The 12337-nt window shown below is 40.0% G+C and carries 15 protein-coding genes and 1 pseudogene; 14 read left to right on the top strand and 2 right to left on the bottom strand.

The genetic code is table 11. The annotated features are described in order from the left end of the window. Positions 1-57: 57 nt before the first annotated feature. Positions 58-411 (bottom strand): DUF3397 domain-containing protein, encoded by a 354-nt coding sequence (locus EL097_RS00355; RefSeq protein ID WP_003047042.1) that lies wholly within the window; start codon positions 409-411, stop codon positions 58-60. 242 nt (positions 412-653) lie between these two features. On the opposite strand from EL097_RS00355, the gene rplK reads away from it, so the two are divergent. Next, a complete protein-coding gene (rplK, locus tag EL097_RS00350; protein WP_093998415.1) occupies positions 654-1079 on the top strand; it encodes a 50S ribosomal protein L11 in 426 nt (141 codons plus the stop codon). 104 nt (positions 1080-1183) lie between these two features. Then, complete coding sequence (rplA, locus tag EL097_RS00345) at positions 1184-1873, top strand: 50S ribosomal protein L1 (protein ID WP_003047047.1); 690 nt, start codon at positions 1184-1186, stop codon at positions 1871-1873. Between the two features lie 246 nt (positions 1874-2119). Here the strand turns inward: rplA and EL097_RS10530 are convergent, their stop codons facing one another. Then, positions 2120-2290, bottom strand: a complete 171-nt coding sequence (locus EL097_RS10530; RefSeq protein WP_003047049.1) for a hypothetical protein — start codon at positions 2288-2290, stop codon at positions 2120-2122. Between the two features lie 303 nt (positions 2291-2593). Between EL097_RS10530 and pyrH the strand changes: the two genes are divergently transcribed. From pyrH to era, 12 genes and pseudogenes are all read left to right on the top strand, one after another. Next, positions 2594-3322 (top strand): UMP kinase, encoded by a 729-nt coding sequence (pyrH, locus tag EL097_RS00340; protein ID WP_003047052.1) that lies wholly within the window; start codon positions 2594-2596, stop codon positions 3320-3322. Positions 3323-3351: 29 nt separating this feature from the next. Then, complete coding sequence (gene frr / locus EL097_RS00335) at positions 3352-3909, top strand: ribosome recycling factor (protein ID WP_003047055.1); 558 nt, start codon at positions 3352-3354, stop codon at positions 3907-3909. A 119-nt stretch (positions 3910-4028) separates the two neighbouring features. After that, positions 4029-4886 (top strand): CvfB family protein, encoded by an 858-nt coding sequence (locus tag EL097_RS00330; protein ID WP_003047059.1) that lies wholly within the window; start codon positions 4029-4031, stop codon positions 4884-4886. A gap of 72 nt (positions 4887-4958) precedes the next feature. Beyond that, the gene (gene msrA, locus EL097_RS00325) at positions 4959-5468 is read left to right on the top strand and encodes a peptide-methionine (S)-S-oxide reductase MsrA (RefSeq protein ID WP_039994777.1); all 510 of its coding nucleotides are present in this window, start codon (positions 4959-4961) and stop codon (positions 5466-5468) included. Beyond that, complete coding sequence (locus EL097_RS00320) at positions 5465-5680, top strand: YozE family protein (RefSeq protein WP_003047065.1); 216 nt, start codon at positions 5465-5467, stop codon at positions 5678-5680. The genes msrA and EL097_RS00320 overlap by 4 nt, the downstream gene beginning before the upstream one ends. 158 nt (positions 5681-5838) lie before the next feature. Then, the gene (locus EL097_RS00315; RefSeq protein ID WP_003047068.1) at positions 5839-6966 is read left to right on the top strand and encodes a LysM peptidoglycan-binding domain-containing protein; all 1128 of its coding nucleotides are present in this window, start codon (positions 5839-5841) and stop codon (positions 6964-6966) included. 325 nt (positions 6967-7291) lie between these two features. After that, a pseudogene (locus tag EL097_RS00310) lies at positions 7292-8274 on the top strand (oleate hydratase). Positions 8275-8434: 160 nt separating this feature from the next. Next, positions 8435-9487, top strand: coding sequence for a PhoH family protein (locus tag EL097_RS00305; RefSeq protein WP_003047070.1), 1053 nt, complete (start codon positions 8435-8437; stop codon positions 9485-9487). Positions 9488-9532: 45 nt separating this feature from the next. After that, positions 9533-10108: a uracil-DNA glycosylase family protein gene (locus EL097_RS00300; RefSeq protein ID WP_003047073.1), complete on the top strand. Its 576-nt coding sequence runs from the start codon at positions 9533-9535 to the stop codon at positions 10106-10108. Positions 10109-10266: 158 nt separating this feature from the next. Then, entirely contained in the window at positions 10267-10764 is a 498-nt protein-coding gene (ybeY, locus tag EL097_RS00295; RefSeq protein WP_039994780.1) for an rRNA maturation RNase YbeY, read from the top strand. Then, positions 10745-11152, top strand: coding sequence for a diacylglycerol kinase family protein (locus tag EL097_RS00290; RefSeq protein WP_003047078.1), 408 nt, complete (start codon positions 10745-10747; stop codon positions 11150-11152). Before ybeY ends, EL097_RS00290 begins: the two co-directional genes overlap by 20 nt. 119 nt (positions 11153-11271) lie before the next feature. Next, positions 11272-12168 carry a GTPase Era gene (gene era / locus EL097_RS00285; protein WP_003047080.1) on the top strand — a complete coding sequence of 299 codons (897 nt, stop codon included), beginning with the start codon at positions 11272-11274 and terminating at the stop codon, positions 12166-12168. Positions 12169-12337 lie beyond the last annotated feature (169 nt).

Here is a 12337-nt window from a genome sequence, read left to right as displayed (position 1 = left end):
AAAGGATTTGAGGTTTTCTATGTCTATTATGAATGGGGCTAGCAAGAGAGCAAGCTGCTAAGCTAGGGTCAAAATGAAGATAACTAAAATCAAATAGAAGACGATGGTTATCAGAAAGCCAACGCGCCAAAATAATTTCATAAAGCGATGATAAGAAAAAGATTGACTCCGAATGACTAACAATAGGGAAATAACCATGGCTAGTAAAGACATGATAATGAGATAGTAGGGCAGTAAATTATGGGTGAAAAACTTTCCTGAGACCAGAACAATTTCGATCGCAAAGAGTAAAAATGCTATATCTGGGAACTTAACCCCTTTTTTATCAAGTTTAAAAAGAGAGGTTAATACCATAGCAAAAAGAGGGGTCAATATGAGAAAAGACAGAGCAATTAATTTATAAATCATCATAGGTCTATTTTATACTCAAATAGCTTACTTGTAAACTGATACTTGTCTTTAGCCTAGAGAATTCTCTTCTAGGAAGAATTGTGACCAACTGTATTGTAAAAATAGAATGGTAATCAGATATTTTGAAGAAAACACTTGATTTATTCTAACAATAAGCTATAATGATAGAGTATGCAATTTGCATATCTGTGGGAGGTAAAAATCTTAATTACCGCCAAAACCACAACAGGAGGATTTTTAAAATGGCTAAAAAAGTCGAAAAACTTGTAAAACTTCAAATCCCTGCTGGTAAAGCTACACCAGCTCCACCAGTTGGACCAGCTCTTGGTCAAGCAGGTATCAACATTATGGGATTCACTAAAGAATTTAACGCTCGTACAGCTGATCAAGCTGGTATGATTATCCCAGTTGTTATCTCAGTTTACGAAGACAAGTCATTTGATTTTATTACTAAAACACCACCAGCTGCTGTTCTTTTGAAAAAAGCTGCAGGTGTTGAAAAAGGATCAGGTACACCTAACAAAACTAAAGTTGCGACAGTTACTCGTGCACAAGTACAAGAAATTGCTGAAACTAAGATGCCAGATTTAAACGCTGCAAACATTGAAGCTGCAATGCGTATGATCGAAGGTACTGCTCGTTCTATGGGATTCACTATCACTGACTAATCGGTAAGAACCCCAATTACCCGCACGACTTCATCATAAGAGATGAGTGACGTGGGAGATTTTAAATCAAATCGATATGACCACATTACAAGGAGAATTTTAAAATGGCTAAAAAAAGCAAACAAATGCGTGCTGCGCTTGAAAAAGTAGATAGCACAAAAGCGTACAGTGTAGAAGAAGCTGTAGCATTAGTAAAAGAAACTAATTTTGCAAAATTTGATGCGTCTGTTGAGGTTGCTTATAACTTGAACATCGATGTTCGTAAAGCAGACCAACAAATCCGTGGTGCAATGGTGTTGCCAAACGGAACTGGTAAAACACAACGCGTTCTTGTTTTTGCGCGTGGTGCCAAAGCTGAAGAAGCAAAAGCTGCTGGTGCAGACTTCGTTGGTGAAGATGATCTTGTTGCTAAAATCAATGGCGGATGGCTTGACTTTGATGTTGTTATTGCAACACCAGACATGATGGCTATCGTAGGTCGTCTTGGACGTGTCCTTGGACCTCGTAACTTGATGCCAAACCCTAAAACTGGTACAGTAACAATGGATGTTGCTAAAGCGGTTGAAGAGTCTAAAGGTGGTAAAATCACTTACCGTGCTGACAAAGCAGGTAACGTACAAGCTCTTATCGGTAAAGTTTCATTTGACGCTGACAAATTGGTTGAAAACTTCAAAGCTTTCCACGATGTGATGGCTAAAGCTAAACCAGCAACAGCTAAAGGAACTTACATGACAAACATCTCAATCACATCAACACAAGGTGTTGGTATCAAGGTTGATCCTAACTCACTTTAATAGATTGTAAAAGACTAGGACTTGTCCTAGTTTTTTGTGTCTTGAAGTGTATTTGGTTTGATTGAGACTAACTAAGCTGTGTTTATCTTACCTGCTTTGTCGAAGAGAGATAGCTTAAGGAAAGGTCGATGAAATCATATCTTTTTGACTAAAATGGACCAGCAAAATTGATTGTTTATAGGGGGCATGCTTTACCCTCTGAAAAGAAGGTTCAAAAACTGGTCTTGATGTTTCAAGAGTGATGTACTATGGTAAACTAGGGTCTTCGTTTTGAGCATGCTTATCAGGTACGGATTCTTGTGGCTTTGCTGTGATAGGCTGCCAGCTATCAGCAGTGACAGTTGTTGGAGACAGGTTTATCAACGATAAGGTTGCTACTATTAGGTAACCAGTAAAGATGAGACGACGTGATTTCATTAGAATTCCTCTCGATTGTCAAAAAATAAAGAAACAGCCTTACTTCTTACACATAACATGAGAGGCTTAAAAAAATAAATGAAAGAACACCACCACTCTTAATTAATTTTTTGAGCTTTGTTTGATAATAGAGTTTGTGATATAAAGGTTAGTGAGATAGTGATGTTTTATTGGTTATGACAAATAGGGTGAAGGGGAGGTTAACAGTGATGAAATAATTTCTTGTAAGCTCTCTGACCTTACCCTATCAATAATTGAGGGTTTGTGGTAAAATAGTAAGGACAAAATAAGGAGATAATAATAGTGGAACCTAAATATCAACGCATTTTAATTAAACTATCTGGTGAAGCCTTAGCAGGTGAAAAAGGGGTTGGCATTGACATCCCAACAGTTCAAACCATTGCTAAAGAAATTGCTGAAGTCCATGCTTCAGGGGTACAAATTGCTCTTGTCATTGGTGGAGGGAATCTCTGGCGTGGAGAGCCTGCTGCTGAAGCGGGTATGGATCGTGTTCAGGCAGACTATACTGGTATGCTTGGAACGGTAATGAATGCCTTGGTAATGGCTGACAGTCTTCAACATTATGACGTTGATACTCGTGTTCAGACAGCTATTCCAATGCAAAATGTAGCTGAGCCTTACATTCGTGGACGTGCCTTACGTCACCTAGAGAAGAATCGTATCGTTGTTTTTGGAGCTGGTATTGGCTCACCTTATTTTTCAACAGATACAACGGCTGCTCTTCGTGCAGCTGAGATTGAAGCAGATGCTATTTTAATGGCGAAAAATGGTGTTGATGGGGTTTACAATGCTGACCCGAGAAAAGATGCGAATGCCGTTAAGTTTGATGAATTAACGCATGGCGAAGTGATTAAGCGTGGCCTTAAAATTATGGACGCGACGGCATCCACTCTATCAATGGATAACGATATTGACCTTGTTGTTTTCAATATGAATGAAACTGGTAACATTAAACGTGTTGTATTTGGCGAACACATTGGAACAACGGTCTCAAATAAAGTTTGTGAATAAAAGTTAGAAAAAGAAAGAGAGTAAAGAACATGGCAAATGTAATTGTTGAAACTGCAAAAGAACGTTTTGCGCAATCCCACCATTCCCTATCACGAGAGTACGCTAGCATTCGTGCTGGTCGGGCTAATGCTAGTCTTTTGGATCGTATTCAAGTGGACTATTATGGTGCCCCAACGCCATTGAACCAATTGGCATCAATCACTGTGCCAGAAGCCCGTGTATTGTTAATTTCACCTTTTGATAAATCTTCTATTAAAGATATTGAGCGTGCGCTTAATGCATCGGATTTAGGAATTACACCAGCTAACGATGGTTCTGTTATTCGTTTAGTTATCCCAGCTTTGACAGAAGAAACACGTAAGGAATTGGCCAAAGAAGTGAAAAAAGTTGGTGAGAATGCTAAAATTTCAATCCGTAATATCCGTCGTGATGCTATGGACGATGCTAAAAAGCAAGAAAAAGCAAAAGAAATCACTGAAGATGAGCTTAAAACATTGGAAAAAGATATTCAAAAAGCAACAGATGATGCTGTCAAAGAAATTGACCGCATGACTGCAGAAAAAGAAAAGGAATTGCTCTCAGTGTAATGCTCACGGTTACTCAAAAGTAGTAGTAGCCTCATAAATATAAGGAAAAGGTAGGCGACAATTCCAGAAGCGTTTGTTTTTGATTTGTCCCTATTTTTTTAAAGAAAGACAAAAAAGATATGAACGATTTATTAGCAACAATGATTACTGGTCTGATTAGAGAAGAAAACACGGACTTCTATTTAATTCAAAAAGAAGGGTTCACCTTTGCCTTGTCTAAAACAGAAGGCGAGCATCAGATTGGTGATATGGTCACAGGATTTGCCTATACGGACATGAAGCAAAAAGCCCGCCTAACAACCAAAGAAATCAGTTCCACTAGAACAAGCTATGGTTGGGGAGAAGTGACAGAGGTCCGCCGAGACTTAGGTGTCTTTGTCGACACAGGAATTCCAAACAAGGAAATTGTGGTCTCTTTAGATGTTTTGCCTGAGATGAAAGAATTGTGGCCTAAAAAGGGTGATAAACTTTACATTCGTTTAGATGTGGATAAGAAAGACCGTCTTTGGGGACTTCCAGCAGAACCTGAAGTTTTTCAAAAGATGGCCAGTCCTGCTTACAACAATATGCAAAACCAAACATGGCCAGCAATTGTTTACCGTTTAAAATTGACAGGAACCTTTGTTTACTTGCCTGAAAATAACATGTTAGGCTTCATTCATCCAAGTGAACGTTACACAGAACCACGTTTAGGTCAGGTTCTAGATGCTCGTGTTATCGGTTTTAGGGAAGTGGATCGTACCCTAAACTTGTCATTGAAACCACGCTCCTTTGAAATGTTAGAAAATGACGCTCAAATGATTGTAACCTATCTGGAAGCCAATGGCGGTTTTATGACCTTGAATGACAAATCAAGTCCAGAGGAAATTAAGGCAACCTTTGGTATTTCAAAAGGGCAGTTCAAAAAAGCCTTGGGTGGTCTTATGAAAGCTAAACGGATTAAACAGGACGCCACAGGGACTGAATTAATAGGATAAAAATGCTTTGCCACTGGCAAAGTTTTTTGTTACAATGAAAACCACTAACCGAAGAAAAAGGGGATATAGAGAATGGAAAGAGCAATTTTTGCAGGAGGTTGTTTCTGGTGCATGGTCCAACCTTTTGAAGAACAAGAAGGTATTTTATCAGTCCGAAGTGGTTATACAGGTGGTCATGTCCCAAATCCTAGTTATGAACAAGTTTGTTCCAAAACGACAGGTCACACAGAAGCGGTTGAAATTATTTTTGACCCTAAGCAAATCGCTTATAAAGATTTGGTGGAGCTTTATTGGGCGCAGACTGACCCCACAGATGCATTTGGACAATTTGAAGATCGTGGAGACAACTACCGTCCTGTTATTTATTACACAACTGAAGGACAAAAAGAAATTGCAGAGCAGTCAAAAGCAGCCTTGCAAGCCTCAGGACGTTTTGATCAACCTATAGTGACAACCATTGAAGCGGCAGAGCCTTTTTATCTAGCAGAGGATTATCACCAAGGATTTTATCAAAAGAATCCTCAGCGGTACGCTCAAAGCAGTGCTATTCGCCATCAATTTTTAGAGGAGAATTGGTCATGAGAAAATCATTTTATAGTTGGCTGATGACACAGCGTAATCCTAAATCTAATGAACCTGTGGCGATTTTAGCAGACTTGGCTTTTGAGGACACAACCTTTCCAAAGCATACCAATGACTTTGAAGCTATTAGTCGCTACCTTGAAGACCAAGCTAGTTTTTCCTTTAATTTAGGACAATTTGACCAGATTTGGGAAGACTACTTGGCTCACTGATACCAAGCTTTTTGAGTGGAGAAGGTCCAGTGACTAGGGACTGAAGGAAACAATTGTTACAAATTGACATCACTTTCTTTCAAAAAAATGACAGGGTACTTTTTTTCACTAAAATATGCTATGATGTAAGATAGAAAAAAAAGAAAAAGGAAGCATAGATGATTATTAATAAAAAAAGCTTATTTGTGACAACTGTAGCGTTATCGTTAGTACCTGTTGCTACAGCTAAAGCGCAAGAGTGGACGCCACGCTCTGTTGCAGAAATTAAGTCAGAACTTACTTTGACAGATAATGTATTGACTTATACTGTCAAATATGGCGATACCTTGAGCACTATTGCTGAGGCGATGAACATCGATGTCCATGAGTTAGGAAGAATCAACAATATTGCTAATATTGATTTGATTTTCCCAGATACTATCTTGACAGCTACTTACAATTATCATCATCAAGCAACAAGCTTGACGGTTCAAGCACCTGCTAGTCAAGCAAGTTTTGCTGATGCGAGTACTAACTTAACGACAGACCAAGTTGCCGTTCAAGACCAAGCCAGTAGGCAAATAGCTTCTGTAATAGCTCCGTCTGCGATGACAAGCGCAGTAGTTTCTCCATCAGTTTCTTCTGTAGCTCCATCTGTTGAAGTGTCAGCAGAAACAACTCCAGAGGCACCTACTGAAGTTGCTCCATCCGTTCCAGAAGCACCCGCTGCAACTCCAGCAGAAGTAGTTACTGAACCTGTCACAGAACCAGTTGTTGAAAAAACTCCAGAAGTGCCAGCTGAAGAGAAAGTGGCAACGGTTCCTGAACCAGTTGTTGAGCCAGCAGCGCCTGCTGAGCCAGTTGAATCAGCACCAGCAGCACAACCAGCTGCAACTGACACAACAAGTGTTGCAACCTCAAATGGTCTTTCTTACGCTCCAAACCACGCTTACAACCCAATGAATGCAGGGCTTCAACCACAAACAGCAGCTTTTAAAGAAGAAGTAGCTTCTGCTTATGGCATTACCTCATTCAGTGGCTACCGTCCAGGTGACCCAGGTGACCATGGCAAGGGCTTGGCTATTGACTTTATGGTGCCTGAAAGTTCTGCTCTTGGTGATCAAGTTGCTCAGTATGCCATTGACCACATGGCGGATCGAGGCATTTCTTACGTTATCTGGAAGCAAAAATTCTACGCTCCAGTATCAAATATTTATGGACCAGCTAATACTTGGAATCCTATGCCAGATCGAGGCAGTGTCACAGAAAATCACTATGACCATGTTCACGTATCCTTTAATGGCTAAATGAACTAAAAACTCATGCTCAAGCGTGGGTTTTTTCGTTTTGAAGAAAATGAGCTGAGTGCTCTGTGGATTTTGGGGTTACCTCACCCATTTAGGGGGAGGTTCACTATTTTGTATCGGCTTTCTTTTTAGGCGATTTTAATATTATGTCTAAAAGTGTCGCTCTTTATTAGCGTAAGCCCTTGATTAGGAGTACAATAAGCATTATTAATCTTATATGATGAGAAAAGTAAAGGAGAATTACAAGTTGATAAAATCTTGTTGGTTCCCTTCTGGCTGACGATTTTATCATATCAATCAGAATGAGAGTCAAGAAGGACCTGAGATATATTATACTAGTAGTCATTATGAAGCTTTTATGACACCTAGAAAACCTGAAGGTGTTGAGAAAAAGTCAGCGTATATTATTGGGACTGGCTTAGCCGATTTAGCAGCAGCCGTCTTATTGATTCGAGATGGGCACATGGCTGGGGAAGGAATCTATCTTTTTGAGGAACTGCTTTTAGCTGGAGACTCCCTATATGGTATTGAAAAGCCGCATCTAGGTTTTGTGACTCGTGATAGTTCTGAGATGGAAAATCATTTTGAATGTATGTGGGACATGTACCGATATTGAGGCTTATATCGAACGTTTGACTCATCGTGACTTGCACGATGGTGGGGAGATTATTACTATTACAGATTCTAACTGGATGACGAGTTTTACGATTCATCGTTAACCTCACTTTAAGGAACAAAAGGTAAATGAAAGCACTGTATGGATCAATGGTCTTTGGTCCAACATCGAGAGACATTACATCCACAAAAAAATGGAGGACTGTACAGGTCAAGAGATCACAGAAGATTGGTTGTGCCGCCTTGGTATGCCTGTGGATAACATCAAAAAACTTGCTGGTCAAGACCGTATCAATACTGTTGCTGTTTACGTGTCTTATATTACCAGCTACTTTATGCCTCGTCTCAAAGGAGACCGTCTCAAAGTCATTCCTGATGGCTTTGTCAACTTGGCCTTTATTGGTAACTTTGCAGAATCTCCATCTCGAGATACGGTCTTTACGACTAAGTATTTAATCCGTACTGTCACAGAAGCAGTGTATAGCTTTTTGAATGTGGAACGAGGCGTCCCAGAAGTCTTTAACTCAGCTTATAACATTTGCGAATTGCTTAAAGCTTTTTATTACCTTAACGATAAAAAAGAAATCAAAGATATGGATTTGCCAATTCCTGACTTGATTGAAAAAATCGGTCCGTAAAAATATTAAGGGTACCTTTATCGAAGAATTGCTCCAAGATGCTCATTTAGTTTAATAGGACCGCTACCTCACAAGCTGATAAGGTTTAATCTTGTCAGCTTTTTTAGTGGTCTCTTCTCAAACTAAGACAAGGAGAAATCCCTTCAAATACTGACATGGATACTTAAAATTTGTTATAATAAAATCAGCAAAGACGAAAGAAAGAGGGACTCTATTTGCAAGAGTATTCTATTGACATTACCTTACCCCATCCTGATGATGTTTTAGCTCTTTTTGGTACCAACGAACGCCATTTGAAGTTAATGGAAGATCATTTGGGAGTTATTATTCACGCAAGGACCGAGCGAGTCCAAGTGATTGGTGATGATGAGGAAGCTGTGGAACTGGCTCGATTGACTATTCAAGCCCTATTGGTCCTAGTGGGGCGTGGCATGGTGGTCAACACATCAGATGTGGTGACAGCTTTATCTATGGCAGAAACTCATAGGATTGACCAGTTTGTGGCGCTTTATGAAGAAGAGATCATTAAAGATAACTATGGCAAGGCGATACGTGTTAAAACATTAGGTCAAAAAACCTATGTCGATAGTGTCAAACGTCATGATGTAGTGTTTGGAGTTGGGCCCGCAGGAACTGGGAAAACCTTTCTAGCTGTTACGCTTGCGGTCACTGCTCTGAAAAGAGGGCAGGTAAAGCGTATTATTTTGACGCGTCCTGCGGTAGAAGCTGGTGAAAGCCTAGGTTTTTTACCAGGAGACTTGAAAGAAAAGGTTGACCCTTACCTCAGACCAGTTTATGATGCCCTTTATCAAATTTTAGGAAAAGAACAAACCACACGCTTAATGGAACGGGAAGTGATTGAGATTGCTCCCTTAGCTTATATGCGTGGACGTACATTAGATGATGCCTTTGTTATTTTAGATGAGGCTCAAAACACGACCATCATGCAAATGAAGATGTTTTTGACCCGTCTTGGCTTTAATTCTAAAATGATTGTCAATGGGGATACTAGTCAGATTGACCTTCCTCGCAATGTCAAGTCTGGTTTGATTGATGCCAAACAGAAATTACAGGGCATTAAACAGATTGATTTTGTTTACTTTTCTGCTAAAGACGTTGTCCGACACCCTGTTGTGGCTGACATTATCAAGGCTTATGAAACATCTTCAGAGGAAATGAAGGACTTATTAAAACCTGAGACGAGTGATGTTGAAGCTGACCATCAGCCGGGCTTGACAAAATATCCTGTCATTGGTCAAGATCATTAAGGCCTTTACGATTAGGTTTAATATGGCCTTTCCAAGGAGGATTCTATGGATAATTTAACCAAAGCTATTATGGCAGATGAGGCCAATCTCTCCTATACTAAAAGAGGTATTTTTCCTTTATATGATGCTCCTGAAACAGCTAGAATTATTATTGTTGGTCAGGCTCCTGGAATAGTAGCTCAAGAAACCAAACTTTACTGGAATGATCGCAGTGGCATACGTTTACGAGACTGGCTCGGTGTGGACAATGATACCTTTTACAATTCAGGATTGTTTGGGATTATCCCCATGGATTTCTATTACCCTGGTAAGGGAAAATCAGGTGACTTACCGCCAAGAGAAGGCTTTGCGGCTAAGTGGCACCCACCATTGAGAGAATTAATGCCAGAGGTTGCATTAACCATTTTAGTTGGCCGTTATGCTCAGGAGTTTTATCTTGGCAAAAAGGCCCACAAAACCTTAACGGAAACTGTTCGACACTTTGAGGATTACTTGCCAATTTATTTTCCACTGGTTCATCCTTCTCCCAGAAACCAATTGTGGTTAGCTAAGAACCCCTGGTTTGAGCAGGACTTATTACCTATCTTGCAAAAGCGTGTGAAGGCAATTCTAGCCAAATAACCCCTGATTTACCTAGCATTCCCATTTTTAAGGGGCTTGTGGTATAATGGGTAAATAACAAATGCTGATTGAAAGGATAAGGGAAATTATCTGTTAGATAATAATGGGTGCCCAAAATATCAACTGAGGTGGGCAGTCCTTCCCTAACAATTAACCTTATGTATATCGAGATGATTGACGAAACAGGACAAGTTTCGCAAGAGATTATGGAGCAAACACTTGATTTGCTCAATTTTGCTGCTCAAAAGACGGGCAAAGAAGAAAAGGAAATGTCTGTTACCTTTGTGACCAATGCCAGAAGTCATGAACTCAACTTAGAATACCGAGACACTGATCGTCCAACAGACGTGATTTCTCTAGAGTACAAGCCAGAAACGCCTATTTTATTTAGTCAAGATGATTTGGCTGCTGACCCTAGTTTGGCTGAGATGATGGCAGAATTTGATGCTTATATTGGCGAACTGTTTATTTCTATTGACAAGGCGCGTGAGCAGGCCCAAGAATATGGGCATTCTTTTGAGCGGGAAATGGGCTTTTTAGCTGTTCACGGTTTCTTACATATCAATGGTTATGACCATTACACCCCTGAAGAAGAAAAAGAAATGTTTACTTTACAGGAAGAGATTTTGACTGCTTATGGCCTTACACGACAATAATACCACCAAACGGAAATGGAAAAACAGAACCATTACCTCAAGCTTGGAGTTTGCCTTGACAGGGGTCTTCACGGCTTTTAAGGAAGAACGCAATCTCAGAAGTCATTTGTTTTCAGCCTTTTTAGCCTGTGTTGCTGGTTTGGTGTTTAGCATTTCAGCCATCGAATGGCTCTTCTTACTTCTTGCCATTTTTTTGGTTATTACCTTAGAAATTGTCAATTCTGCTATTGAAAATGTAGTTGATTTGGCTAGCGATTATCACTTTTCCATGTTGGCTAAAAACGCCAAGGACATGGCGGCAGGTGCTGTTTTGATGATTTCTGGCTATGCTGTTTTGACAGGACTTATTATTTTTATTCCTAAAATTTGGAATATTTTCGTTCACTAAAAAGAAAGGAATGGGCTATCCTGTGTGATGATGGTGCAGGAGAACAAGGAAAGGACAAGACGATTAAGCTTAGTGACAAGCTTGATCTGAAGCCTTACCGTTAAAGCCCGTAATTATCTATGTTTAAATCAGGCTTTGTAGCCATTCTTGGTCGTCCAAATGTTGGGAAATCTACCTTTTTAAATCACGTCATGGGGCAAAAAATTGCCATCATGAGTGACAAGGCTCAGACCACCCGTAATAAAATTATGGGGATATACACCACAGAAACAGAACAAATTGTCTTTATTGACACGCCAGGCATTCATAAGCCCAAAACGGCTTTGGGAGATTTCATGGTCGAATCTGCTTATAGTACCCTTCGTGAAGTGGAAACCGTCCTCTTCATGGTACCAGCAGATGAAAAACGTGGTAAGGGTGACGACATGATTATCGAGCGGCTAAAAGCAGCTAAGATTCCCGTTATCTTAGTCATCAATAAAATTGACAAGGTGCACCCTGACCAACTTTTGGCACAAATCGATGATTTCCGTAGCCAAATGGAGTTCAAAGAAGTAGTACCGATTTCTGCCCTAGAAGGTAATAATGTGCCAACTTTGATCAAGTTATTAACTGATAATCTTGAAGAAGGCTTCCAATATTTCCCAGAAGATCAGATTACCGACCACCCAGAACGTTTTCTTGTGTCAGAAATGATCCGTGAAAAAGTGTTACACCTCACTCAGCAAGAGGTTCCGCATTCCGTAGCGGTTGTGGTAGAATCCATGAAGCGAGATGAAGAGACCGACAAAGTGCATATCCGTGCAACTATTATGGTAGAACGCGATAGTCAAAAAGGTATTATCATCGGTAAACAAGGAGCCATGCTCAAAAAAATCGGAAAAATGGCACGTCGTGATATTGAACTCATGCTGGGAGACAAGGTTTACCTTGAAACGTGGGTCAAAGTGAAGAAAAACTGGCGGGACAAAAAGCTTGACCTTGCTGACTTTGGCTATAATGAAAAAGAGTATTAATGAATTTGTTTTTGGATCTGCAAGTTCGTGGAGACCAGTTAGACAAGTTCACTGTACGACTTGACTTGCCCAGTGAAAGCAACTCGCGGGGACAAAACCAGCTAGTCATCACTTTCTGATTAGATTAACAAATCAATTGAAGGAGCCAAACATGCCTGTTGGTTCCTTT

Origin of the sequence: Streptococcus canis, from assembly GCF_900636575.1 — a bacterium.
Lineage (GTDB): Bacteria > Bacillota > Bacilli > Lactobacillales > Streptococcaceae > Streptococcus > Streptococcus canis.
The sequence above is the reverse complement of the archived record's forward strand: the minus strand, read 5'-3'. Positions and strand labels throughout refer to the sequence as shown.

Bases quoted from the DNA above. Each gene is read 5' to 3' on its own strand.
- EL097_RS00290 (WP_003047078.1), top strand. From the start codon at position 10,745: ATGGCCTTACACGACAATAATACCACCAAACGGAAATGGAAAAACAGA.
- EL097_RS00330 (WP_003047059.1), top strand. From the start codon at position 4,029: ATGAACGATTTATTAGCAACAATGATTACTGGTCTGATTAGAGAAGAA.
- EL097_RS00315 (WP_003047068.1), top strand. From the start codon at position 5,839: ATGATTATTAATAAAAAAAGCTTATTTGTGACAACTGTAGCGTTATCG.
- EL097_RS00300 (WP_003047073.1), top strand. From the start codon at position 9,533: ATGGATAATTTAACCAAAGCTATTATGGCAGATGAGGCCAATCTCTCC.
- era (WP_003047080.1), top strand. From the start codon at position 11,272: ATGTTTAAATCAGGCTTTGTAGCCATTCTTGGTCGTCCAAATGTTGGG.
- rplK (WP_093998415.1), top strand. From the start codon at position 654: ATGGCTAAAAAAGTCGAAAAACTTGTAAAACTTCAAATCCCTGCTGGT.
- msrA (WP_039994777.1), top strand. From the start codon at position 4,959: ATGGAAAGAGCAATTTTTGCAGGAGGTTGTTTCTGGTGCATGGTCCAA.
- rplA (WP_003047047.1), top strand. From the start codon at position 1,184: ATGGCTAAAAAAAGCAAACAAATGCGTGCTGCGCTTGAAAAAGTAGAT.
- EL097_RS00355 (WP_003047042.1), bottom strand. From the start codon at position 411: ATGATGATTTATAAATTAATTGCTCTGTCTTTTCTCATATTGACCCCT.
- ybeY (WP_039994780.1), top strand. From the start codon at position 10,267: ATGTATATCGAGATGATTGACGAAACAGGACAAGTTTCGCAAGAGATT.
- frr (WP_003047055.1), top strand. From the start codon at position 3,352: ATGGCAAATGTAATTGTTGAAACTGCAAAAGAACGTTTTGCGCAATCC.
- EL097_RS10530 (WP_003047049.1), bottom strand. From the start codon at position 2,290: ATGAAATCACGTCGTCTCATCTTTACTGGTTACCTAATAGTAGCAACC.
- EL097_RS00320 (WP_003047065.1), top strand. From the start codon at position 5,465: ATGAGAAAATCATTTTATAGTTGGCTGATGACACAGCGTAATCCTAAA.